Below are 25,719 nucleotides of genomic sequence, written 5' to 3'. Positions count from 1 at the left end.
ATGCCGCAATCCAAAGCAGCGGCCGAATTAGACAAAAAAAGCCCGCTTCCAGCCACATGCATGGCTGAAAACGGACGGTAATAAGGCTTTATTACGGCATTCCTGTTTCCAAACTGTTTCGGTATTCTTGCGGCGTCACGGAATAATACTTTTTGAACACCCGAATAAAGTAATTCGGGTTGTGGTATCCCAGCTTCAGGGCAATCTCGAAGTTCTTCAAGGAGTGGTCTGCCAGCAGCTCGGCCGCTTGCTCCATTTTCAACCGGAGCACATAATCACTCACATTCGATCCGGTCTCCATTTTAAAGAGGCGGGACACGTGAACCGGATGCATATACATATGGTCCGCAATGGCTTGCAAGGAAATATCCTGAGACAAATGATCCCGTATGAACCGTTTCATCCGGGACACGGCAGCGCTCCGGTCGCTGCGCGTTGCCTGTTCGGCGCTTGACTCCAGTAGAGGCAGAACTTGGCCCACCCATTTGCCGAGCGTGGCAGCGGTCGTGCATTGCGAGAGTCCCGTTACATCCGCTAGGGACGTTCCGACGATATCGGCCAGACTGCGTCCGTTCTTGTGCGCATATGCGCTAAGCGAGGAATATATAAAGAAAAAGGCTTCGATTACATGCTCTTGCGATTGACTGTGCGCGAGCGACAATTCCTTCAGGATCTGCTCAAGTTTCTCTTGGATTTGCTTCCAACTGCCGGATTCCAGCAGATGATGAAGCAGTGGAGGCTCATAACACTTTTGCAAGGAACGGACCGGAAGCAGCTCCTCCTCATCTTCTGCGTAAACGAACATATCACTGTGGCTGCCGATATGGCGGCGCAAAGCGAAAAGACTGTCTTGATACAGCTTTCGGACATCTTCCGGGAAGGAACCTCGCTTTCCGATCAGGACGGAGATTGTTCCTTTCAGGTAACGGCTGACATTCATCTGCAGCTGTGCAGCGAAATGCTTGAGCTCATTCTCCTCCGCATGCTCATGAGGGTCCATCCCAGCCGCCGAATCATCGCTTTCAAAAACAAAAAAGACGAGATATCCATGTATGTCCCTGCATCGCCACAATCGAAACCGTTCCCCGAAGATCTCGTCCGCCATGTTACCGATCGCGTACTCCATGATGGAGGAGTCATAGGGGCTCATTTCCGTCAGACGGTCCTCCATCCGTACAAGCATCAAAGCCGATTGCTTTCCGATGGCGGATTTCATTTCAAGCAGCTCCAGTTTTTCGGCCCAAACGTTCTTTGGTGATTTCATGCCTTGAAGTAGCTGATTCAGGAATTCGCCTCGAATATGTGGCAGATTAATCCGAAAAGCCTGAACCGCGCGATTATAGGTTTCGCTGGACTCACGCTCCTGCCGCAGCGATTCCACAGCTCCGCCTACTTTTTCAAGAACGACTTCGTCGCTGACGGGTTTTAGGAGGTACTCATAAGTGCCAAGCGTAATGGCTTCCTTCGCGTAAGCAAAATCGGCATACCCGGACAGCAGGATCGTTTTGATATTCTTCCACCTTGATTTCGTGATCTCGACAAGCTCAAGACCGTTCATCCGTGGCATCGTGATGTCGGAAATCATGATGTCGACCGGCTGCGTCTGCAGTATTTCCAGCGCTTCGAAAGCGGAGTATGCCTTGCGTACCTCATCGATTCCGATTTTCTGCCAAGGTATCGTATGCGCAAGCCCCTCTACCACGCTTGCTTCATCATCAACGATCAGCAATGTATACAACGTCCTCCCCCCTTTCTTTACTTGAGATTTCCCAGCATATTTCCACGCGAAGTCCTCCTGACGGTGATTCTGAAAAGGTCAGGCCCGCATGTTTGCCGTACCGGGTGACCAGTCTCTGATGAATGTTCCATAGACCGAATCCCCCGCTTTCGTTCAAAGGCTCTTCGACCTGTCGCTTCAGCTTATCGATGATGCCGTCGTCCATGCCCTGGCCGTTGTTGTCAATTCTGATCCTGCATCGGCTCCCTTCGATTTCTCCGGAAATATGAATCATCGCGAAATCCAACTGATCCTCAACACCATGGATGACGGCATTTTCCACGATAGGCTGGAGCAGAAGACGCGGAATCTCCAGCTGCATCATGCTGTCAGGAACCTCGATCTCGAAGGTTAGTCTCTGAAGCCGCAGCATCTGAATCGTTAAATAATTGTCAACCAGCTTCACTTCCTCTTCAAGAGGCGCGGTCGGTTTTTCCAGTCGCGTCGTGTATCGGTAATACTCCCCCAAGTTCAGGGCCATGGCCACAACAGCTTCCTTATCGCCAAGATTGGCCATGTTTTTGATGTAGAACAGGCAGTTATACAGGAAGTGAGGGTTAATTTGCGATTGGAGCTGCTTAAGCGTCGCTTCCTTGGATCGCAAAGACTCTTTGTACACCCGCTCGATGAGCTCCTCGATTTGCTCTGCCATGTTGTTGAAGGAGTGAAACAGATACATGAATTCGTTCTTCGGCACATCCTTCAGACGCGTCATGTATTGACCGTCCCTGATCCTTCTCACCGCATGAAGCAGGCGGGAAATCGGACGCTGGACATTGCGGTACAACAACAAGGTCAGCAGTAAGACGAGAATAAGCAGGAGCGATACGGAAATATAAAAGAGAGCGCTGCTTAAAGTGATCGGGGAATATACGCTGTCCAGCCGGACAAAATCCACCAGATACCAGCCCAAACTGCTGGACAAGACGTAGTTCATTACATATTTGCCCTGCCCCGATTGCACGATTCGGCTGCCCTCTTCCCCAAGCTGCAATTCGTTCAGGGTGCCGGCGGCCATTTGTATCGTATCTTCGACCGATGTGCTGTTGGCAATAACGGTACCGTCAGGGGCATACAGGAACGGCTCGCTGTCCCCGTCCTGTTTCAATCGATTCAGCATATTGACCAGATTCTGGTCGGTGAAACGGACCTCCACGATCAGATCCTGCGTCGAAGCCGACGTTCTCATCCAGCTAAAAAAAGCTTGCCCTCGCAAATCCCGATGATAAGTCCAGTTCTGCTTATGGGCATGAGCCAGGTATTCGACATCATACCTCGCCGACAAGTCGGTAGTCAGCAATTCACGATACTGCGTCAGGTACATTAAGATTTGGCTGTCCCAGCTGCTAGTTGCAATCTGCATGTTCAACATATCTGTGATCCGCTGCTGACTGTCGATTCGCTCCATGGGAGTGCTGCCTGAGCGCTCCGCCAGATAACTCTTAATCCCGTCATCATTGCTCGCAATCACCGAATATTTCGTTAGCTGATCGATCATGGTGTCCATCTGACTCATGAAAAATGTCAGTCGGTTCCGCTGGCCCTCCTCCACAGCCGAACGGACGACGTTGATGCTGACCTGATGGGAGTAGGCATACAGCAAAATAATGGGAATCACCAGGACCGCCAGCAATGTTGTAAGCTTCGCAAACGTACTTGTTCTTAACCGCTTCATCAAAAACATACCCCCGTGTCAGAGCGATTCGCTCTACTTCTCGCTGTCCATCAGTTCTTGCAATTGAACGTTTGCCGACTCGGCAGCACTTCCGACATCTTCGCCGATAAGTCCTTTCACCACGATACCGCCGATAATGTCCCGCGCTTCCTTCACGTGAATGACTTTGGGACGGTCATAGCTCATTCCGATCGGAATGGATTCATTGATCACTGGAATCAGCTCATCCGGAAAGCCGGAGATTCCTTCCTTGTCATGCCACAGCGAGCTCCGTGCTCCCGGATTACCGATCTTCTGGGCTTGCAGCACCATATCCCTGCCCGAAGCCCACTCGATGAAAGCCCAGGCTGCATCCTTGCGGGCAGAATTCGCATTGATGCCAATGGCCCATGCAGTGGTGCTATACGGCTTGCGACCGGCATCACCTGCCGGAAAGAGCGCATACCCGATCTTTTCCTTTGCTAATCCCGATTGCGATAGCAGGGAGTAGATCGCGCTGGCATCGGTAAAAAATACCGCCTTTCCTTGCGCAAAGAGATCTGCGGATTGCGGCCAGCTGTAACTGAGCGCATCGGGAGGCCCATAGTTTCCGAGCAGCCTTACGTATCGCTGAATCCCCTTGAGCGTTTCCTTTGTGTTCAATGCTGCTTTATCTGCATTTAGAAAATTCCCGCCCTCGGAGTAAACGAATGACGATAGCTGGGTTACGAGAGCGCTTCGCTGCCCTCTAGCGACAAATCCGTACATGCCATGCTCGGGATCATGCACCTGTTTAACCGCTGCTTCCAGCTCTTCTAAGGTTTGCGGGACTTCGATCCCCTTTTTCTCCAGCAGGTCTTTGCGATAGTATAGAATCTGCTGCTCCGTCGATAGCGGGACGGCAAGCAGCTTTCCGTTCACCGTTACCGATTCCAGCGCCGTTGAAGAGAAATCGGCGAAGTCGTAACGCGGGTCCGAAACGGCATACGATTCCAAGGGCGTTAACCAGCCGTTGCTCTCATACAGACTTAGCTCTTCCAACGGCCGAATCATGAACACATCGGGACTTTCACTACCTACCGTCATCTGCACGAACATCTTTTGGCTGAGCTGCTCATTGGTCAACGCTTGAAAATCCACCTTGATTCCCGTCTGCTTCTCAAATTCGGGAAGATGGGCGCGAAGGATGTCCGCAACCGGATTTTTAGCCATATATGCGGTAATCCGCACGTTGTCAAACGGGCGTTCCGGTTGGTGAGACATTCTGCTATCGGCCCCGTTCCTCCCCGCCATGCATCCGGCTGCCGAGACCATAATGACGACAATCCATAACACCATGCAGAAACGTCCTGCAAACTTCATAACTTCCCCTCCTGTCAGTCGGTCATAAATCGATATTAAAGCGTTTACAATGGAGAAGACACTGAAAAAATTTAACATCTGGTATACATATTTAGCCTTTCATGCATGGACCTAACTCACATTCAGCATTACGACAGACGAAATGGCCCTCTTTATCAATGACTTTATCAATAAAAAAAGCCGCCATGATGGCGACTTTACTTGCGCATATATTATTATCATCTGCATTCATATTGATAATAGTCTTGTGCATGCACTGCTTGAAATCCAACCGACTCGTACAACTTCAGCGCATGGTCGTTTTTCGTTTCGACTTCCAAATGCACCGAGTATCCGGCCGAGCTCTGTTCCTTCACGATGCGACGCAACGCTTTTCTGCCTATTCCTCGGCCTTGATATTCCGGCAATATGCAGAAACCATAGATCCACGCCTGCCCCTCTTCGTGGCTGACTCTAAGCTTCCCGACCGTTTCTTCGTTTACGTCAATCATAAACTTACTCGTATTATCAGCAAAATGATGGCTCTCCATCGCTTTGGCATCTTCTTCGTCCAATCCGAATGCTTCCACGGATAAGCGCACGCTTGTTTCATAATCTTCCAATGTTGCCTGCCTCAGTAGAATACCGTCCGAATCCTCAAGCGGCAATTCCTGCCACATCATTTGATGCTCCGTGAAAGCATGCTCCGCACCCAGCTGATGCAAAAAAGCCTTAGCTGAATCGGAGCCTGCAGGCGCATTCAACAAGATTTTCTTGTATCCGGCGAGTTTTACCTGTTCCATTCCGAGATGAAACAATCGCTGGAAATGCCCCTTTCGTCGTTCGGCAGGCTTTACCATGCCGCATACCTCGACGGTCGAACCAAAAGGATATAGCCCTAGAAACGCTACAAGTTCCTTTTCCTCATAATGAAAGAAATCCAGATTCTCCGTTTTGCGTTCTCTGAGCATTTCCCAATTCAGCTTTAATTGGATATGGTCATGAAGTTCGCACTCGGCTTGCAATCGTTCAATGTCTTTTAGCTGTTGTGTCGTTAGCATGTTACCTCCTTAACGGTTCTGAATGAATTTACGGTCTCGTGCTATTTCAAAATATGGGATAATACGGCTACCGGCTTCCGGCCGGGGATCAGCTGTCGGCCATCCGTATAACCCTCTTCGCGTCCCTCAAGCTCTTGGATGAGGACCGAACGCCAATAACGGATTCGTTCCTGCCGATCTTCGTCCCCGATTGCGTTGTGCAGCTCATTGGGATCATCAACCAGATCGAAGAACTGCTCCTTGCCTGTTTGGGAGAACCAGATGTATTTCTCCTTTCCGTCGGTAACCCAATGATTGGACTGAATCCCTTGAGCGTGCTCTCCATGAAGATGGGGACGCCAAGCCGGCTTGCTTCCCCCATCCCTTTCTGCTGACGCTAGTCTCCAGATGCTCTCGCCTTCGACCGTTTCCGGTATAGGCACGCCGGCCGCTTCCAGCAGCGAGGGCATGATGTCCCGCATTTCCACGACATGATCTGAAACCGTGCCGCTCTTCAGGCCTAAACGGTTGCCGGGATCGTTAACGATAAACGGCACGCGGGTGCTGCCTTCGTACGGAAGAGACTTTCGGAATAAATGATGGTCCCCCAGCAGCTCGCCATGATCGGAAGTAAACAGGATCACCGTGTTGCCTAGCTCCCCATATTCGTTCAATGATTGCAAAAAGCGTCCGATTTGGTGATCGATATGCGTGATCAGGGCGTAATAGGCAGCCATCGCTTTACGCAGACGGCGTTTCGGGACCAGCCCCCGCCCCGTTATAGGGGAGTATCCGGCCTGATCCGGGTCCTCCGTCTCCGCCCAATCGCCAACCGGTGGCTTAGGTATATCGGCATCCTCATACAGATCCAAGTAGGCCTGCGGAGGATCGAACGGAGGATGCGGCCTGACGAATGACATCCACAGGAAGAACGGCTTCCCGGGGTCCCGTCGACGCAAAAAATCAATCGACTGCGTTACCACCCAGTTGGTTGGATGCTGCATTTCCGCCAAATGCCAAGGACGAGCGACGGTTGATGAATTGCAGTCCAAACCCAGATCGGTCATATCGGCGCCCGGCACCCTCTCGCGGAGCCACTGCAAGTAATCGTCAACTTGATCGTAATGCTCCTGCATCGGAATGCCGTGGTTATTGCGGTTGTGGTGCAGGTAACCATCGTGAAGCATTACATTGTGGAACCCGAGCAGATTGCGTGCAGGGTAAACATGCATCTTACCGATACACTGCGTGTGATAACCGGCTTTAGCCAATTCCCCAGGCAGCGTCTCCTTGTAATTCCACGGGACGCAGTCTTGATAGCCGACGCGCCCGTGAACGCGCTGGGATTGGCCGGTGAAGATCGCCGCTCTTGCAGGTACGCAGGTGGGTGTGGCCGAATACGCACGGCTGAACCTTACGCCGCTCCTTGCAAGCTCGTCCAGATTGGGCGTTTCCACCACAGGGTGACCTGCTATGCTAAGGCAATCAAAGCGCATCTGATCGACCGTAATGAGCAGCACATTCGGCCTTCCCTGGTGTTGAGTCGAATTCATCATATTCCCTCCTCGGCATGATACGGATATCTATTTGATCATACCTTGTTGCTGAGGGTTGTCAATTGCTCCTTTAGAAGGTGCGGTTCTCCCATACATACGACGGAATCTCCCAATCCCCGTTTCCCAATCTGTATAATACGGCCATCTGCAGCTATTTGTTTCGCAAAGACATTAAAAGACCTGATTGCAGACGGATGTGCATCCCATCTGACAATCAGGCCTAACCGTTTCCTTACTCTGCGATTATCCGTAACAGCGCCGGGTGAATTACGACGGTTATGAATCCACCATTCCTTGCCGTGATCGCAGTTGGCATAAATGCCGTCGATCGCATTGCGCGCAAAAAAGGCGGGATCATTTCAGGTTTCCACGTTGGCGTGAGCATGCGGGTAAGCGTTGGAATCATGCTTCTGGTGCAACTCTCACGACAATAAACATCAATGATTATTTTTCGAGTGCAAATAGAGCTGCTGTTGTTCCATGAATCTGAGTCGTATCAAAAACAGGGATATTCGTATCTTCCTGTTTAATAAGAAGACCAATTTCTGTGCAGCCAAGTATGACTCCTTGGGCACCTTGCTTCTGTAATTGGTTGATCACACGCAAATATTCGTTCTTGGATTGTTGAGAAATGATACCCAAGCACAATTCTTCATAAATGATATGGTTGATAAGTTGTATGTCATCTTCATCAGGAATCAGCACATGAATGCCGGCAGTAATCAGTTTTTCCTTGTAGAAATCCTCAGTCAGCGTGTATTTGGTTCCAAGCAAAGCTACGTGATCTATGCCGCTTTCTATGAGCTTCTTCGAAGTGGCATCTGCAATATGAATAATGGGAATACGGATTCTTTGCTGAATGATTGGAGCAACCTTATGCATCGTATTGGTGCAGATTACGATAAAATCCGCACCTCCCCTTTCAAGGTTTACGGCAACATCTCCTAAAATTTCAGCGCTCTTGTTCCAATTTCCAACGGCCTGGCATTCTTCGATTTCTTGGAAATCCACGCTGTATAACAAAATTTTTGCGGAATGCAGCCCACCCCGTTGTTCCTTTACGACCTCATTTATAATCTGATAGTACATCACGGTGCTCTCCCAGCTCATACCTCCGATGAGTCCAATTGTTTTCATCATTGCCTCCGTAAGATTCAATTTTTCCTTGTCATTACTCTAATGTAAACAGATGTTATGATCAACGCAAGCAGCAGCCGGCATAACTGGTCGACAAGATGGCAGTCGTCCCCAATACCAGGAATCCGTTAATCATGGTAAGCAGCTGCCCTGGCGCCTACGCTGCCAGTGGATCATGGAATCAGATCAGCCGATCAGGATCCATTCAAAAAAAGGACACTGCCCAAATCAGGCAGTGTCCTTACTCTCTCTATGACTCGTAACCATTCCATTACAAGGTCATGGCATGTCCATACTTCGCAAGGAACGCTTCCTTAGCTTTGTAGTCCTTCATCACGCTGCCGACGCATCGCCAGAAGGATCGGTCATGATTCATATGCAAGAGATGACAGAGTTCATGAATGACCACATAATCAATGACCTCGATGGGCGCCATCGCGAGGCGATAGTTGAAGGTAAGATGCTTTGCCGAGCTGCAGCTACCCCATTTCGTTTTGGAGTCCTCGATGATGAAGGATTTCGGCGTGACTTTCAGCTGCTTCTGATAAATTCGGATGCGCTCCGCAATCATCTTCTTGCAGCTTGCGAAGTAAAATCTCTTCAGATCCCGTTGAAGCTCTTCTTCCGTTCGCCCGTCCGTCTCGATTAACTCATGAAGCGAATAATATTGCCCAAGATGAAGGAATTTGCCTTCATCCTCGTAAGCCTTGACCTTCGAAGCCGTTCGGGCTGCCTCGATCGCTTGCAATTGCTTCACGATTTTACTCCCGTGCCGCCTTACGGCGTTGATCACCATCTCATCGCTTGTACGATTCGGCGCCTTCACCGTGATCAGACCCGATGGGTGGACTTGGATCGAAAGCTTTTTGCGTGGACCGTATTCTACATGACATTCGATTTGTTGTTGTTCTATTTGGATTTTCATCTATCACCAACATCGTTTCCGTAAGTTTTTATTATCAGATGGCGGAAAATCGTTTAAGCCTCACGACTGCATCTCGTTTTCGATTCGTTTCATAAAGTCTTCGGCCGCACTGTAGCCGAGTTGTTTAAGATACCAATTGTTGGCCGCCGCCTCGATCAGACTGGCTACGTCGCGACCCGGCTGAAGCTGAACCTCGATATGAGGAATTTGGATGCCTAGATATTCCGTAAATTGAGGCACGGCCTCCAGCTCGTTGTTTAGGGAATTTTCACGCCAAGGCACCAATTCAATGTCGAGCACGATTCGCGTCTCATCCTGAAAAGCCGTTCGCCCGTATTGACGCACCACATTGATCAATCCGATGCTTCGCAGCGCAAGGAACTCCCGGGTTGTCTCATTATGCGTTCCGAGAAGAGTCGAAGGGCCCAGCTTTTTGAGCACCACGATATCGTCCGCCACAAATCGATGGCCCCGCCGGATAAGGGTGTGGGCTGTTTCGCTTTTGCCAATACCGGATTTGCCGCGGAGCAGGATTCCTATCCCGGATACATTCACGCATACCGCATGGATCGACATCTCCGGAGCCAGCGTCTTCACCAAATAACTGTTCAACTTGGCAATAAACTCCGTTGTCGTCTCGGTCGTACGCAACAACGGTATTCCTTCCTGATTGCAGAATAGGGTCAGATAAGGGATCTCCTGCTGTCCTGAGGTGACAATAAAGCACGGCGGGTGATATTTGACGATATTCCCGATATGCAGCTTGCGTTCTTCTATGCTAAGCGTCAATAAATAGTTAATCTCCTTACGGCCGAGCACCTGGACTCGCTCCATCGGGAAAAAATCGAAATACCCGACAAACTCCAGACCCGGTCTGTGCGTCTGCGGACGGGTAATCATTCGATCCATGCGATTGGCGCCTGCAAGTACTTCCAAATGAAATAACTCCGTAAGACTTTGAACGGTAATCGACTTCATGTTGTTCTCCTCCTGCGGCTATAAGTGTTCCTGAAAAGGCCTGATCATTATTGCAGCATTCGGATATATTCAACGGCCGACGGGTACTTTCCTGCAACTCATTGTTCGAAGGCTGGATGAACGACAGCCTCGCACCGATTTGACGGATATGGTTGCCGTCTGCCCACAAGATGAATTAAGGGTAGACCATTTCCCCAATTGGACAGGGCTTAGATATCTCATAATAAGGGCTGCGTGGTAGTTCATCTCCGTTTCTTGACATACGCCAAAGAACGGCTATCAGGAGACCAATCCAGCAGCGTGTACAGTTCGATGTGTAGGCAATCCACTCTTGGACGATACCATGGGAAACCGTTTGCAAAGCCAACATCCTCTCTTGAATCATCTGATACTTTAGATATATTCAAGGAGGAGGGTTAGGCGACCGTCCCGGAACGCATGTATGAGCAGAGCTTCACCATAAAACCGATGCTTGGATCGGTAAATGGAATAAGCTTAAGCGATAGGTGTTCCATTCGGCAGATCGAAATCCGGCTTCAGGAGCACCACGTCCCCCTGCTCCGGTACGCCGCCGAGCACAAGCACCTCTGATTGATAGCCGGCAATCCGTCTAGGCGGGAAATTGACGACGGCCACTACTTGCTTTCCTACAACGCTATTCGCGTCATACCGATTCGTAATTTGTGCACTTGTACGCTTGATCCCGAGCGGGCCGAAATCAATCTTCATTTTAATGGCGGGAACGCGCGCCTCCGGGAAGGGCTCTGCTTCCACGACCGTCCCGACGCGAATATCCAGCTTGGTAAAATCATCGATGGTTGCCATGCATGTAACTCCTTACAGGTAGGTTATGGAACATGTTCATGTGCTTCGCGACATGAAATTTAAGTACCATCTTACCACCTGGGGCTGCAAGCATTCAAGAGACAGATTGGTTTAGAACGTTCTATGACGAAGGAGATCAGCTTAGGAGTCACACGAGATGCCTGACTGGCCCCTCTAAGATCGTTGATCTTCCACAAGCCTCAGCCAGTTCTGATGCTGCTTGCACACCTTTGCCCAAATCTGATCCCGTTCTAAAATGGAGTAGTTGACGAGCGGCTCGTTAAATACGTCCGCCAGGATCTCGAACCACTCCGATTTCGACGAGACCTCTGCGGCGTCCAGCATGCTGCCGTTCCATTTTCTCCAGATGTAGCCTTTGAGCTCGCTCATGCCCACATCGTGCCGCTGCCTGACAACCAATAGATCCATCCATGGGGATTCCGGCGATCGGCTGTAAAATTCATGATTTGTTTTAAATAATTCCAAGCTGTTTACAACCTCAGGCGCATAATCTACCCCTACATAGGAATATTGGGGATCATGGATCAACCGCCAGCCCTGATCCGTTATGCCGGACGGCTCAAGTATATACGTGAAAGGCCCCTGTGCGTATTTCCCGAATTTCAATGGGATCGGCTCCCATGGCATATCCCCGAGACCGACGTCGACAAGCCAAGACTCTTCTTCCCCAAGTTCTTCGTTCATGAGGCTGACCGTTAATCCAAGATGGAAGCCGTTAATCCGTGGCTCTTGTCCTAACGGCTGTACGCCGGCCTTATGCCAACTAACCGCATACCCCAAGGCTCGAAGAAGAGCGGTAAAAGCTCCATTCAAATGAAAACAATAACCGCTTCGTTGATGGATCAGCAGTTGTACCGAATTTTGGATATCCAAGGGAGTCGGTTTCCCGGCAAAAATATCCAGGGTCTGCCAAGGAATTCTTGCCACGTGCGCTTTATGCAGCTCGAATAAATATTCCTTTGTCGGAGCCTTGATTTCGGATATGCCTAATCGGTTCAAATACGCCTTTACCTCACTATGCGTGATCATAAATACCTGCTCTCCTTCTCCTGTTTTTTGCTTATCATAACTAACAAATTGACCTGCATGGAATGGTCAGTTTGTTGGTGTTATAAAAGACAGGAGGGTTCCCGAGTGGTTAGTTCATGTTCCAGGCTTTTTGCAGCAGCCGTATGCCCGTTTCCATTTCGGACGCATTCAAACTGGCAAATCCCAAGTATATCCTCGGGTAATGTCCAGCGTCTTGACGCTGATTTATCCACGTCTTCCGCAAGTCGTATACTTTCACGCCGGCTTTCGCAGCCTCCTGAATCAATTCCTCCGAGGTAGCTTCTTTTTTGACGAGCAGTTGAAGGTGAAGCCCGGCATTCTGACCCGTAATTTCAACAAACTTGCCAAGATGAGTCTCGATCAGCTCGATCAACCGATGATGTCTTTTCTTGTACAGGTTACGTACTTTGCGAATATGGCGAAACCAATGCCCTTGTTCGAAAAAAACGGTCATCGCCCACTGCTCCACACGCGATGGGGCAAAAAACACCTCCTGCTGCATTTGGGTCAACTGATGCTGCAGTGCCTGTGGAAGAACCAGATAGTTCATCCGCAGTGCGGGGGTGAGTACTTTCGAGAAGGTGCCGGCGTAAATTACCCGTCCGTTATCATCCAATCCTTGCAGCGAAGCAATCGGCTTGCCTTGGTAGCGAAACTCGCCGTCGTAATCATCCTCGATGATGTATGCTTTTTTGGCATTCGCCCACTCCAGCAATCGTTCCCGCTCCGGATACGGCATAATGCTTCCTGTCGGGAACTGGTGAGAAGGCGTTACGTACACGAGCTCTGCGTGACTTTGCTCCAATCGGTCAAGCGAGATCCCCTTATCGCCAAGCGATATCGGAAGAATCTCGAAGCCATTCAGCTGAAATTGATCCCGTACCCGGCTGTAACCCGGTTCCTCAACGGCAACATGCTTCATCCCTTTCAGCATCCTGGAGAGAAGGCCTATGCTATATGCCGTTCCGGCACCAATGACAATTTGATCCGGCGTTGAATTGACCCCTCTGGAATTTCGCAGATATTCGGAAACCACGCGCCGAAGAGCGTATTCGCCTTGTGGATCCCCATACATTCCGATCTCGCATAAGTGGTGGTCCAGCGCTTCCTTGAGCATTTTATTCCAAATTCGTACCGGAAAGGCAGCTTGATCTAATCGGGTTGGATTGAAATCGATGACATTGGGATTGGTATGCGCATGGGAACGGATGACTGACATCGTGGTCATGGAGGGCGGCTGTTGATGCTGTTGGGAGTATGAGATTTCCTTGTAGGGATTCATGACGTAAAGCCCCGACCTCGGTTTGCTGATCACATACCCTTCTGCCGTCAGCATCTGATAAGCCGTCTCGATCGGCGTCTTGCTTATATTAAGCTGAAGCTGGAGGGATCGCACGGATGGCAATCGTTGTCCGTCGGGAATTGCGCCGTTTCGGATACCCTCACGAAGTTGAAGGTATAATTGCTGGTATAACGGAAACTCGCTTTGCTCGGGTAGAAGGATATCAAACATCATGGACCACCTCAGGCTTTTTTAATATAAATTCACGACCCACATTCCATTCAATCTGACTTGCACAAACAGCTCCAAAGTGACCATTACTATGTGGTCAAATATATTCTAGGCTAGCTATAGGCGGAATGTACACCAAAACTACCCGTTCAGTACGAAAGGACGAATGAGCCAATGACAACGCCTATTCATCTTCGGAACAAAATAGGGCGAGGCATATCCCCCGGTCGATTTATGGAGGGCATGAAGAGTCGGGGAATGAAACTGAGCAGCATCCTCAATACCCAGGAACAGTTTAGGCAAGTCTATGACCGCTTTCAATGGGGCGCTCGACCGGCATATATCCAAAACGTCATGGACGAGTTCAAAAGAAAACACGCAGATCAACAAGCCGGTTCATATCAGGAACAATGGGATCAGGTCTACACAAGGATCGGTGAACTCTACCATAAGGGGAACGAATACCGGAAGGTCATGCTTCAGGAGCTAAAGGAGCGATTTACTTCATTCGCATGAATTGGAATCGCGCCGACGGCGGTTCAACATCGACAAATAGACAGATAAAAGGTAACGTGCGATCAAAACCTTCTATTTGTGAGCATGATCGTAACTTAAGTCACACTCCCACTGCTTAAATCTTCCTGAATATGTTATCATTACTATCGAAAGCGCCTAATGGAGTTGCTGTGTATATAACTGCTCATTAGGGTAAGTAATTAGAAGCTTTCCATGTATAGGACTTCATTAACTGAGTACAAGGGAGAGAAACATGGATGACTAAAAATGAAGCTCAGCGCCCGTCCCGCGTCGTGATCATCGGTACAGGAGCTGTAGGAGCAACGACTGCGTACACCTTATTCTTGCGGGAACGAGTATCTGAACTGGTATTGATCGATGCCAACCATGACAAGGCTCTTGGCGAAGCCTTGGATATGAACCACGGGCTCCCTTTTGCTGGCGGGGTGAAACTTTGGGCTGGAGATTACAGCGATTGCAAGGATGCAGACATCATTGTCATTGCCGCAGGCTCCAACCAAAGACCGGGCGAGACGCGAATTGATTTAATGAAGCGGAATACGGCCATATTTGACGATATTATTCAAAATATCGTGAAGTACAATGATCACGGCATCATTCTCGTGGCTACGAATCCGGTTGATATTCTGTCTTACGTCACATTGAAAAAGAGCGGCTTCCCGGTTAATCGGGTAATCGGTTCCGGCACCCTGCTCGACAGCGCCCGCTTCCGTTATTTGATCGGTCAAAACAAAGGCATCAATCCGCGCAGCATTCACGCCCATATCGTCGGCGAACACGGCGATTCCGAGCTGCCGCTCTGGAGCATCGCCAACATTGCCGGTATCGGGATCGATCTGACGGACCATGAAAGAGAAGATATCTTTGATCGTACCAAGAATGCCGCATATGAAATCATCAACGCCAAAGGTTCCACTTCCTATGCCATCGCATTGGCGCTTGACCGGATCATCGTCTCCATTTTGCAAAACGAGGGTTCCGTTCTCAATGTGTCCACGCTGCTTACAGACTACCATGGCGTGTCCGACGTATATCTAGGGGTGCCGTGCGTGGTTGACCGCACCGGGGTTCGGGAAATTCTTAGCCTTGACTTTAACGACGAGGAATTGACCCAATTCCATGCTTCCGCTAACAAACTGAAAGAACAGATTTCCAAAATCTTCGAATAACCCAAACAAGGCTTTCCGGATGAACGTTCCGGAAAGCCTTGTTTTATTTGGCATGGCGTCCGTGCACGACGAGGCCCGCTTGCTATCCATTCGCTGCATAAATTGAGAATGCGCTGTTTATCAGAAGCAGTCCCATCAATACATTGAACGTGCGTTCATATCGGGACAACAGGTTTTGGAACAGCGAACCGCATAGCGCCCAGGTCATATTGGCGCAAATGCCAACGATGGTGAGCAGTATCGAAAATAATAACAGCTGCGCTTGGGTTGTTGCAATTGGCATCACGAAGGTCGATACGGCCGTAATCCCGTATAAAATGACCTTCGGATTCATGAATTGAAATATGAATCCGAACGTAAAGCTGTTAAATCCGCCTGGCTTATCATCTGCTTCCCCCTGCGGCCTGCTACGCATGATTTTTACGGCAAGATAAATCATATACAGGAAACCGATCATATTCATAACCGATCGAATCTTCGGGATGTATTGATACATTGCCAAGTTGAAGTAGCTGGACAGCAGCATAATGATCAAACACCCGGCTGCAACCCCGCCGATAAAGCGCATCGTTGCTCGAAAACCGTAACTTCGTGCATTGGTCATCGAAATAATGTTGTTGGGACCGGGCGTAAATGAAGCTACAATGGCATAAGTCAACAGCGGTAGGATAAACAAGCTCTTAACTCCTTTCTTGTTTGTATGTTATAGTGATTCTAATCGGTCGTTATAGCGACCGTGCGTTATCATTATACTTTATGTGTGTTATAACGCACAATATGTACAGTATAGAGGTGAACCATCATTTGAAACCCATCAATCTGATATTGGCGAACAATTTAAAGGTGCTCCGGGAGCAGAGAAAGCTGAGTTTGGACAAAGTCGCGGAAATGACCGGCATCAGCAAGACGATGCTGGGTCAGATTGAACGCGGGGAATCAAGCCCCTCCATAACCACCGTCTGGAAGATCGCTAACGGATTAAAGCTTTCTTTTTCGTCTTTGATCAATGAGCCGCATTCCGGTACTGTCGTGGTATCACGGGAAGAAGTGCAGGCACTGGTTGAGGATAACGGCCGGATTCGAATTTATCCGTATTTCCCGTATGAAGACGGGCGGCGCTTCGAGATATATTCATTAGAAATGGAACATGGCGGTTATTTAAGTGCAGAGGCCCATATCGAGGGTACGGAAGAGTTTATTACCGTTTTCGATGGTGAGGTCACCGTTCGTGTCGATCAGGAGGAATATACGGTAAAGCAAGGTGAATCCATCCGCTTCAAAGCAGACAAACCTCATGTTTATCATAATTCCGGGGATTCCCTGAACCGGTTAAGCATGGTGATCCATTATTCCGGATCATGATGTCGATGGAAAACAGCAACGGCACCCTTTTCATGAAGGGTGCCGTTGCTGTTTTGAAACTGCTGTATTATTAACGTTTTACCGACGCAGCGAATTTGCGCTGACCACCCCATACCGGGACAGCAGCTTGCGGCCGAGCAGCCCCACGGCCCGGTCTGTCAGGAATCCCATCAATCCCAGGCAGATCAAGCCGACAAATATCCAATCTGTACGGAAGAACAATCGTGAATTCCATATAAGATAACCAACGCCTTCATTGGATGCAATCATCTCGGCCCCGATAATCGCCATGAACGAGGTTCCCATCGCAAGCCGAATGCCGGTGAACATGAAAGGGACGGTTGCAGGAATGACGACATGCAGCACAATCTGCCATTCGGACGCCCCCATGCTGCGGGCGGAGCGGATCTTATCCTCCTCAACGGATAAAACGCCCGTCAGCGTATTCAAGACCACGATGAAGAAGGTTGCATACAGAATAAGCATGATCTTCGATGTCTCCCCGATGCCGAACCAGACCAGAAACAGGGTTATGAACGCAATCGGAGGAATGAACCGAATGAAATTGAGGAAAGGCTCGGCGAAAGCACGGATCGGTCCGACCTTCCCAATCATGATTCCGACCGGGATCGCTAGCAGGCTGCCAAACGTCCAGCCAAGCAGCACGCGGTACGAACTGATTCCGATATATTGAATCAAAGTGCCGTCCGTCAACAATTCGTATCCGCCCTTTGCCGTATAGACGGGACCGGGCAGAATTTCCGGGCCATACGCAAGGGACAGCAGATGCCAGACGCCAAGTCCTACCATCCATAACAGGATATGCAGGGACCATTTTTTAAGATGATTGCTCACGGGAACGCCTCCTCACTACTCGTCAAAATGCGATTGGATTTGGTTGTGCAGGGCATGGAAGGCCGGGTCTGACAAATCTCTCGGGTATGCAAGCGGCACCTCATAGATATCCGTTATTTTCGAGGAAGGTCCTGCAGACATAATGCCGATGCGTCCTCCCAGCAGAAGTGCTTCCTGAATATCGTGGGTCACGAAGATGACGGTTTTGTCCGTATCCTGCCATATGCGGACCAATTCCCTTTGCATCGTGCGTCTTGTCATCGCGTCCAATGCGCCGAACGGTTCATCCATGAGCAGGATCGAGGGATCATTGGACAACACCCGTGCCAGCTGTACCCGTTGTTTCATGCCGCCTGACAGTTCGCGCGGATATTTGCTTTCATGTCCCGCAAGGCCCACGAGCTCAATAAATTCGCCGGATATCTCCTTTCTCTTCTCAGCTGGCATCCGTTTCATGCGGAGGCCGAACTCCACATTCTCCCTAACCGTCAGCCACGGAAACAAGGATGAGTCGGCTTGCTGAAATACGACGGCACGATCTTGGCCGGGGCGCTCCACTTCCTTTTCCCCTACCCTTACTTGACCTGATGTCTTGGAGACGAAGCCGGCGATCAGACTGAGCAGCGTCGACTTCCCGCACCCGCTCGGTCCCAGAAGGACGAAGAACTCCCCACCTTTAACCGCCAGGTTGACGTCCTGGATGATATAATGTAAACCGCCTGCCGATGCTGATGCCTGCGTGTAACTTTTATTCAACTGCTCAATATGGATTTCATTCTGCCTTGACGCTGCTCTCATCTTCATCATCTCCTTACTTCAAATCAATGACTCGATCCGGGAAGGCTGTTCTTACCAAATCCAGATTCAATTTATCATTCAGCTCGAAATCCTTCTCGATGATACCGTTAGCGACCATGTATTCCTTCTGTCCCTGCAATCCCGCATAGGCTTTGTCCGTAAATTCAATGCTCCATGGATTCTTCGGCAGATCCTTTAAGGTCGCTTCCTTCGGCTGTTTGACTTCTTCGTACATCAAATCCGCTGTTTCCTCCGGATGGGCTTGGGCATAAGCCGACGCTTCATCCAGCGCTTTCAGAAGCGCTACGAATCCTTCCTTGTTGCTGTTGATTAATTCATTCGAAGCGATCAAACCGGTGCCAAGCCTTACCGGCGTCTTCGACATATCCGACAGCTCTCTGGCTTCGGCTAGGGCACCGAACTTTTCGTTCAGCACTGCGCCATATACCCATGCGGCGTCAATTTCGCCTTTTTTCAACGCCACGTAGGCCTCGTCGAAGCCTCCTTGCCCGATCAGCTCCACATCCGACAATGCAACCCCGTTATCGGCGAGATAAACATCCCACAGATAGGGAATGAATGTGCCCCTGGAGAAACTCAATTTCTTGCCCTTGAGATCGGCAGCGCTGGCGATCTCTTTACGGACGAACAATTTCCATTCGCTTGCGCTCAAATCCGTGGCTGTTCCGGTTGAGGCGAATATAGAGTAATCGCCTTTGCTAACAGCATTCAGGAGTGGGAAGTCTGCACCGAATGCAACATCCACCTGCTTAATAAACAAGGAGTTCACGCCTTCGGCCGGCGTTGCGAAGTTCACCAGCTCGGCATCAATCCCGTGTTTGTCGAAGATCCCCTTGCTCTTAGCTATACGAAACACCGCATTCGTGGAAATATCGGCGATTTTCAATTGAAATTTACTCTCTTGACTGTCACCGCTGGCCTTACCGCATCCGCTAAGCAAACTCATTGCCAGCGTCGATATCAGAAACCAAGCATGCCATCGTTTCAAATAAGGTCTACGCATCGCGATCCCTTTCTTTCTGCGTTATTTCGTCGGTCCTGGCCACGCATAACGCCCCCTCCCCATAGGAGATCGTGCCTTCTACTTCCACGGTCGTAACGGCACCTCTCGGTGCGGCACCTGGCAGGCGGTAATCTGCCACATCAAGCGGAGCAATCTCGGTCTCTATGGGCAATTCAAGCTGTGGCACCCATTCATAAGGAACCCGGTATGCGCGGTAGACCATATTGGAGTTGCGGATATTTTTATAAGGCGATATATATTCCCATACCAGTTCAAATTCTCTTGTCACCTCGAATATTCGGCCGTCGGCTCCTTCGGTAATCAAGGTGTTGCCGTTAGGCAGACGCTGTGCTGAGCTGATATACGGACTGTAGAATCGGTAAGAGTCCAGCGGAGCCTGAAAGCCGGCCTCCGTGGGCGTATACTGCCATTCAATCTCTAAGGTTACGGGATTGATTTCCAGAATTCGCGAATGGTCGCGCCGCGCTATCTTCAAGCCATCTGCCGCTTCCGGATTCGGCTTACCGTATCCGCCCCAGCCGCCGTTGTCGAAGATCAGAATATTGCCTTCGCCCGGAAGTCCCTTCGGTATGAGGTGAGCATGATGCTGGCCGATAATCCAGCCAATATGCTTCGTTTCTTCCGTGGAATAGTCAGGGCCAAGCTTCCAGACAATGTTCCCGGTTCTTTTATCGATGATGGCAATAATGTTCGTTTCCCGTGCATCCCAGATGATATTATCGGGATGGAAGCGTTCGTCCCCCGCATCATAAAACCGGTTAGGACCAAGCACAGATGCCGAGTTAATATGCATCCAATCGCCGGCATGGGCTCCGAAGCCGCGGGTATTCGGATCACGGGATAACGCTAGTTTCGCGTCCTCATCAAACCCGAGTTCATCAAAGTGATCGCTAACCGCCCATTCCCAAATGACATTGCCTTCCCAATCCACTTCGATGATCGTATCGTCCAACAGTTCGATGTCGGAAATTTCGGGACGCTTCACATTTTTGTGAGCAAGAATCAGCGTATTGCCGGAATCTACCTTCGGATCCTGCCCGGGTACATAATAACCGACGGGATTGCCCTCCCGCTGGTAATCATGATGCTGGCGAGCCATCCATTGTGCCGGATGACCCGGATCCTCTATGTATTCATAACGATCGAATTTCCAGACGATATTGCCTTCCCAGTCGACCTGTACCAGATTGGTTTCATCCTGAAACCCGTATTTCGGATCGCGCTCTGAGGTGCTCCCAAGCACATAACCTCCGGGAAAGAGCTTGTTCGGAAAACCCCGAAGCCCTTTCCATAAGTGAACCTCCCGGCCGTTCATGTCAATCAGGAGGGCGCCGGTATCCGCGGCTTGATAAATCGTGTAGCCGCTCCACGCCTTCCCCGGTTGAAATACGGTTGTACCCGTTGGATAAATCGTTGGATGTCCCATCGTTCAACTTCCTTTCTAATATGAATTTTAGTAAGAAATGAATTTGTTCGAGCGTTTCAGTGAGCCTGGATTGCTTTGATCAATTGCTGCCGGCGTATCGAAAGATGGGCGGGGCGGCCGAAGCACGAAATCCGAGAAGCCCTCCAGATGATCGTTCAACCGTTCAAAATAATGGATCAGATCCCGCAGCTCCTCATGCGAGAATATTCCGAATATTCGTTCGATCGAACGACCGCCTATGTATTCGTTACGCTTCAGCATTTCTCTTCCTGCATCCGTGAGGTCCAGCACAATCGATCTCCGATCGCTCTCGCTCCGTCTTCTCACCGCGAACCCGCAAGCCTCAAGTTTATCGCACAAGGCCGTTACCGCTCCGGACGTAAAATCGAGCTGTTCCGCAAGCTCCCCAAGCTTCTGCTCCCCATCCCGCAATATGGTGTTCAGGATCAACAAACCTGGCAGCGATACGCCTTCTATCGAGATTTTGTCACGCTCCTTGACAAATCTCCGCACCATTTTGCGAAAATGCCAATCCGCCTCTTCCATTAATGCCCAATCCGTTTCTTCCATGCCGCTCCTTCCTGTGGAACGATAGCCTCAGACTCCAAGTCATAATCCGTAACGATGTCCGGAAAATACAGAAAGGCTCCCATTTCCCCTTCCGTTAAAATAACGAAATCGAGTAAACAGGAGCCTTTGGTAGACCAATCGGCTGATATATCGTTCAATACTAAGATAATGAATGATCATTTAATGAGGACTGAATGAATTTGCTTGTGGCTAGATTAAACCAATTAATACCACCTGTCAAGTAGGAATTAAATATATATTTAAACCATCAAAACAAAACCCCGCACTAGATGCAGGTTTCTCCAAAGCCAAGCATATTGATATTGCATCAAGGTTGTTCCTCTTCTTTGTCGATAGGTCTCGAAGTGGATGCAAGAATAGGCTGTATGTCGATTCAGAAAATCCTATAGAAAAAAGCCGTCGAGACGGTTCCTCGACAGCCTGCATGCATCCCTATGTTTGGCTTGCTGTTAAGAAGCAATCTCATCGACCTTAATCCGACATTAATAAATGCCCGCTTTCTTGGAGGTTTGCTGAATTCCGTCGGTTCCATGAACCACTGTGTTCCCCCAGCCGGTCAGGTTTCCGCTTGGCCCAGCAGCCAGATCCAGATCGTTCAGCTCCGGGCTGTTTCCGTACCAGGACCAAGCCAGCCAGCCCACTTCCTTCTGCTGCCCGTACTTCATAATAGCAATCTCATCGACATCGGCACCTTGATGGTAGCCGCCGAACTCCCCAATGATTAAAGGCAACCCTTTGTTTAAAACATCATCCATATGCGTTTTCACCGTAGCGGCATCCTTACCGGCATACTCATACATATGGATGGAGAATACCGTATTCTTCAGTTGATCGGAAGCAAATACCGCGGCCCCCTCATCCACGATGGATTGCGGGTATTGCCCCCATCCGGCGGCATCAACGATCAACGTATTCTTAATGCCCGCGCTTCTTAATTTGGGAATGGCCTGCTTATAACCATCGGCCCATCCGCTGCTGTTCCAATTTCCATACCATTCATTGGCAATATTGACGATGACGCGGTCTTCTTTTCCGATCAATGCCCCTTTGATGCTGATCCAATAGTCGACGGCCGCTTCAAGGGAAGCATCATCATCTTTGCCTGTCGTGTCATGCACCTCCAGAACGGCTATCATTTGATGCTGTGACACCACTGAAATGATACTTTTGACGGCGTTCAGATCATCTTTGATCCAGCGCGACCCGTTCGACAAGACGACTCGTACGGTATTGGCTCCCGTTTCCGCGATAGCCGGAATAGCCGCGTTCAGATCATTCTTGTACCAGGTGTGGGGATGATTTACCCCCCTCATCACAAAGGCTTTGCCTGTTGAATCATACAGCTGGGTACCGTTTACATAAAATCCTGTGACTGCTTCTGGAGTAGAAAGTTCACCGCCTACTGACACAAACGCCAGGATCGCGACTAGAATAGACTTCCACCCTTGCATCCATATCAACATCATCTTCCTCCTTCTGGATTCATCTCATTTGATTTCTAGCCTCGGTACTAGGTGATGGATCAAAACCGAAGTGTTTAGATTCTTCTTAAAGTCCGAATCATTTAGGTAATCGTTAAAGTAATATTTTGAATATTATATGCCTAACCATCACCTGTCAATGGTGTAGATGTGTTTATAATAATGTTGCGTACAAAAGATTTCGTTGACATCGAACGATACCTTTTCTTAATATATTCTCTAAGGTTAACGATAACTTTATAACGGAGGCATTATATGACAATGACTTTACATACCCTGAGTTCTGAAATCCGAAAAGAATGGCTGGAGCATATCCTGCCTTTTTGGGGGGGATTGAAGGACGAAACCAACGGCGGGTTTTACGGCCAAGTGAACGCCGATTTAAAGATCGATAAACAAGCAGCCAAAGGCGGGATTGCCTGTTCAAGAATGTTATGGAGCTTTAGCGCAGCCTATCGGACGACGGGGCACGAAATCTACGCAGAGTATGCCAGGCATGCCTTTCAATTTCTCGCGCGCCACCTCATTGATCGCCAATATGGCGGACTGTATTGGATGGTGGATTACAAGGGAGTCCCGACAGATACGAGGAAACATATCTACAATCAAGCGTTCGGCGTATATGCATTAAGCGAATACCACCGCGCTTCCGGGAACCAAGAGGCATTGGATCTGGCCAAAGAGCTGTACCGTCTGATCGAGAGTAAGGGGTATGATGCGAAACGGCAGGCCTACAAGGAAGAGTTCGACCGGGAGTGGAACGAACAGCCCAACGAAATGCTTAGCGGCAACGGCGTGGTCGCGCATATCACGATGAATACGCATATTCACGTCCTGGAAGCTTACTCCACGCTTTATCGGGCTTGGCCCGAGGCGGTGGTCCGAGAATCGCTTCATAACCTACTGTCCATTCTGTACCATCATATTTTCGATGCTGATCGGAGACATTTAGGGGTATTTTTTGACAAGGATTGGAACCCGCTCGTGGATGTCACTTCATTTGGCCATGATATCGAGGCCAGCTGGTTGATGGATGAGGCACTTGATGTCATCGGAAGCACGAATCCGGATTATAAGCGCATGGTTCTGGACTTGGCGTATGCCGTTTCTGAACGGGCCGTGCAGAAGGATGGTTCGCTCATGAATGAGCAAGAAGGCTCACATCTGGATACCTCCAGAATCTGGTGGGTCCAGGCTGAGGCTATGGTCGGTTTTTTCAATGCCTATCAGCGTACGGGAGATATTCAATTCCTAGAACAGTTCTTCAGCATGTGGGATTATACGAAAAAAAATATTATCGATTCCCGCCCCGGCAGCGAATGGTTTTGGTCCGTTAATGAGAACGGACGACCGGATCAGCATGAGATGGCCGGACCATGGAAATGTCCCTATCATAACAGTCGATTTTGCTTGGAAATTTTAAATCGAATCGAACAGATAAGCAGCAAGCTCTAACAGAATAACAATCAGAAATGCGCCTTCGCCTTTATTTGTCTCAGACGAGCAGGTATACTGTACTTGAATCAAGGAATGGTTGCATACATACTCGGACAGATGCTCTACTTCGACTGTAGATAAAAGGAGACAAACGCGATGAACAAAAACATAACGATGAAGGACATCGCGGAGCAAGTTGGCGTCAGCACGGTGACCGTCTCGAAAGCCCTGAACGACAAGGAAGGCGTAAGCGACGAGTTAAAGGCAAGAATCAAAGCCGTCGCCAGCGAAATGGGTTATCGGGTGAACACCGTTGCCAGATCCATGCGCGAAGGGCTGACCTACAACATCGGCGTCATCATTCCCGAACGTTTTACCGGACCCGACCAATCGTTCTATCTGCGTGTCTATCAAGAAATCTCCAAGGGATTGGAAGACTATGGGTATTACGGCATACTTCATATATTAAGCAGCTCGGATGAACAGTCCTTGCAGCTGCCGCGCATCTATTATGATCGCAAAGTGGACGGATTCATTTTGCTGGGACAAATTGGCAAGCCCTACATCGAGATCATGCACGCCATCGAACCGCCGATTTTGTTTCTGGACTTCTACGATGACCATTCGGATATTGACGCGGTGGTTTCCGATAATTTTTACGGTGCCTATGAACTTACGAATTACCTGATCCGGCAAGGGCATCGCAACATTGCCTACGTGGGCAGCTTGCATGCCACAAGCAGCATTCAGGATCGGTTCCTGGGTTACTATAAATCGCTGCTGGAGCATCATATCCCGCTTCAGCAGGACTGGGTGATCAACGATCGGAATGAGTACGGCAATTATCTCGACATCGAGATTCCGGGTGAATTGCCAACGGCTTTCGTATGTAATTGTGATCAGGTCGCCTATTTGGTTGTACAGAAGTTGCAAGGCATGGGTTACCGCATTCCCGATGACTGCTCCGTCGTTGGTTTTGACAACGATATCTACGCTACGCTGACCGTGCCGCACCTGACGACGGTTGAAGTCAATATGAAGCAGCTGGCTCAAACGTCGATCCAGTCCATCTTAAGCAAAATCAGCACCCCTGATACCAAATTCGGCAGAATTGTGGTGAAGGGCAAGATCATCTATCGTTCTTCCGTCGCCAAGATGTAAACTCCTCCCACCATACAAGCATGCCCCAAACCACGCATCG

The 25,719-nt window shown here is 49.5% G+C and carries 23 protein-coding genes; 5 read left to right on the top strand and 18 right to left on the bottom strand.

Annotated elements, in window-relative coordinates; all coding sequences use genetic code 11:
- Positions 1-91 precede the first annotated feature (91 nt).
- From BMX45_RS04490 to BMX45_RS04435, 11 genes are all read right to left on the bottom strand, one after another.
- A complete protein-coding gene (locus BMX45_RS04490) occupies positions 92-1,738 on the bottom strand; it encodes a response regulator (RefSeq protein WP_090908679.1) in 1,647 nt (548 codons plus the stop codon).
- On the bottom strand, positions 1,716-3,452 hold the full coding sequence (locus tag BMX45_RS04485; RefSeq protein ID WP_090908678.1) for a sensor histidine kinase: 1,737 nt from the start codon (positions 3,450-3,452) through the stop codon (positions 1,716-1,718). The genes BMX45_RS04490 and BMX45_RS04485 overlap by 23 nt, the downstream gene beginning before the upstream one ends.
- 33 nt (positions 3,453-3,485) lie before the next feature.
- A complete protein-coding gene (locus BMX45_RS04480) occupies positions 3,486-4,793 on the bottom strand; it encodes an ABC transporter substrate-binding protein (RefSeq protein WP_090908677.1) in 1,308 nt (435 codons plus the stop codon).
- 218 nt (positions 4,794-5,011) lie between these two features.
- On the bottom strand, positions 5,012-5,833 hold the full coding sequence (locus BMX45_RS04475) for a GNAT family N-acetyltransferase (RefSeq protein ID WP_090908676.1): 822 nt from the start codon (positions 5,831-5,833) through the stop codon (positions 5,012-5,014).
- Positions 5,834-5,874: 41 nt separating this feature from the next.
- Positions 5,875-7,365, bottom strand: coding sequence for an arylsulfatase (locus BMX45_RS04470; RefSeq protein WP_090908675.1), 1,491 nt, complete (start codon positions 7,363-7,365; stop codon positions 5,875-5,877).
- Between the two features lie 447 nt (positions 7,366-7,812).
- A complete protein-coding gene (locus tag BMX45_RS04460; RefSeq protein WP_090908674.1) occupies positions 7,813-8,505 on the bottom strand; it encodes an aspartate/glutamate racemase family protein in 693 nt (230 codons plus the stop codon).
- 271 nt (positions 8,506-8,776) lie between these two features.
- Positions 8,777-9,430 (bottom strand): M48 family metallopeptidase, encoded by a 654-nt coding sequence (locus BMX45_RS04455; protein ID WP_090908673.1) that lies wholly within the window; start codon positions 9,428-9,430, stop codon positions 8,777-8,779.
- Positions 9,431-9,490: 60 nt separating this feature from the next.
- A complete protein-coding gene (gene hprK / locus BMX45_RS04450) occupies positions 9,491-10,408 on the bottom strand; it encodes an HPr(Ser) kinase/phosphatase (protein ID WP_009593767.1) in 918 nt (305 codons plus the stop codon).
- 495 nt (positions 10,409-10,903) lie between these two features.
- On the bottom strand, positions 10,904-11,233 hold the full coding sequence (gene csaA / locus BMX45_RS04445) for a chaperone CsaA (RefSeq protein WP_090908672.1): 330 nt from the start codon (positions 11,231-11,233) through the stop codon (positions 10,904-10,906).
- Between the two features lie 174 nt (positions 11,234-11,407).
- On the bottom strand, positions 11,408-12,283 hold the full coding sequence (locus BMX45_RS04440) for an arylamine N-acetyltransferase family protein (protein WP_090908671.1): 876 nt from the start codon (positions 12,281-12,283) through the stop codon (positions 11,408-11,410).
- A 109-nt stretch (positions 12,284-12,392) separates the two neighbouring features.
- Positions 12,393-13,817, bottom strand: a complete 1,425-nt coding sequence (locus BMX45_RS04435) for a MocR-like pyridoxine biosynthesis transcription factor PdxR (protein ID WP_090908670.1) — start codon at positions 13,815-13,817, stop codon at positions 12,393-12,395.
- Between the two features lie 243 nt (positions 13,818-14,060).
- Here BMX45_RS04435 and BMX45_RS04430 point away from each other — a divergent pair, with 243 nt between their 5' ends.
- Together BMX45_RS04430 and BMX45_RS04425 are read left to right on the top strand one after the other, a co-directional pair.
- A complete protein-coding gene (locus tag BMX45_RS04430) occupies positions 14,061-14,333 on the top strand; it encodes a hypothetical protein (RefSeq protein ID WP_090908669.1) in 273 nt (90 codons plus the stop codon).
- 257 nt (positions 14,334-14,590) lie between these two features.
- The gene (locus BMX45_RS04425; protein ID WP_090908668.1) at positions 14,591-15,523 is read left to right on the top strand and encodes an L-lactate dehydrogenase; all 933 of its coding nucleotides are present in this window, start codon (positions 14,591-14,593) and stop codon (positions 15,521-15,523) included.
- An 82-nt stretch (positions 15,524-15,605) separates the two neighbouring features.
- Here the strand turns inward: BMX45_RS04425 and BMX45_RS04420 are convergent, their stop codons facing one another.
- On the bottom strand, positions 15,606-16,199 hold the full coding sequence (locus tag BMX45_RS04420) for a LysE family transporter (protein WP_090908667.1): 594 nt from the start codon (positions 16,197-16,199) through the stop codon (positions 15,606-15,608).
- 128 nt (positions 16,200-16,327) lie between these two features.
- Here BMX45_RS04420 and BMX45_RS04415 point away from each other — a divergent pair, with 128 nt between their 5' ends.
- Entirely contained in the window at positions 16,328-16,885 is a 558-nt protein-coding gene (locus tag BMX45_RS04415; protein WP_175495031.1) for a helix-turn-helix domain-containing protein, read from the top strand.
- Positions 16,886-16,963: 78 nt separating this feature from the next.
- Here BMX45_RS04415 and BMX45_RS04410 read toward each other — a convergent pair whose 3' ends face one another.
- From BMX45_RS04410 to BMX45_RS04385, 6 genes are all read right to left on the bottom strand, one after another.
- Positions 16,964-17,740: an ABC transporter permease gene (locus BMX45_RS04410; protein WP_090908666.1), complete on the bottom strand. Its 777-nt coding sequence runs from the start codon at positions 17,738-17,740 to the stop codon at positions 16,964-16,966.
- A gap of 15 nt (positions 17,741-17,755) precedes the next feature.
- Positions 17,756-18,538: an ABC transporter ATP-binding protein gene (locus BMX45_RS04405; RefSeq protein ID WP_090908665.1), complete on the bottom strand. Its 783-nt coding sequence runs from the start codon at positions 18,536-18,538 to the stop codon at positions 17,756-17,758.
- A 13-nt stretch (positions 18,539-18,551) separates the two neighbouring features.
- Positions 18,552-19,562: an ABC transporter substrate-binding protein gene (locus BMX45_RS04400; RefSeq protein ID WP_090908664.1), complete on the bottom strand. Its 1,011-nt coding sequence runs from the start codon at positions 19,560-19,562 to the stop codon at positions 18,552-18,554.
- Positions 19,555-21,009, bottom strand: coding sequence for an aryl-sulfate sulfotransferase (locus BMX45_RS04395; RefSeq protein ID WP_090908663.1), 1,455 nt, complete (start codon positions 21,007-21,009; stop codon positions 19,555-19,557). The genes BMX45_RS04400 and BMX45_RS04395 overlap by 8 nt, the downstream gene beginning before the upstream one ends.
- A 27-nt stretch (positions 21,010-21,036) precedes the next feature.
- Complete coding sequence (locus BMX45_RS04390; protein WP_090908662.1) at positions 21,037-21,579, bottom strand: MarR family winged helix-turn-helix transcriptional regulator; 543 nt, start codon at positions 21,577-21,579, stop codon at positions 21,037-21,039.
- A gap of 503 nt (positions 21,580-22,082) precedes the next feature.
- Positions 22,083-23,066 (bottom strand): glycoside hydrolase family 5 protein, encoded by a 984-nt coding sequence (locus BMX45_RS04385; protein WP_175495030.1) that lies wholly within the window; start codon positions 23,064-23,066, stop codon positions 22,083-22,085.
- Between the two features lie 270 nt (positions 23,067-23,336).
- On the opposite strand from BMX45_RS04385, the gene BMX45_RS04380 reads away from it, so the two are divergent.
- Both BMX45_RS04380 and BMX45_RS04375 read left to right on the top strand, forming a co-directional pair.
- A complete protein-coding gene (locus BMX45_RS04380) occupies positions 23,337-24,536 on the top strand; it encodes an AGE family epimerase/isomerase (RefSeq protein ID WP_090908660.1) in 1,200 nt (399 codons plus the stop codon).
- A 138-nt stretch (positions 24,537-24,674) separates the two neighbouring features.
- A complete protein-coding gene (locus BMX45_RS04375; protein WP_090908659.1) occupies positions 24,675-25,679 on the top strand; it encodes a substrate-binding domain-containing protein in 1,005 nt (334 codons plus the stop codon).
- Positions 25,680-25,719 lie beyond the last annotated feature (40 nt).

It is taken from the genome of Paenibacillus sp. cl141a (assembly GCF_900109305.1).
Lineage (GTDB): Bacteria > Bacillota > Bacilli > Paenibacillales > Paenibacillaceae > Paenibacillus_AQ > Paenibacillus_AQ lautus_A.
The sequence above is the reverse complement of the archived record's forward strand: the minus strand, read 5'-3'. Positions and strand labels throughout refer to the sequence as shown.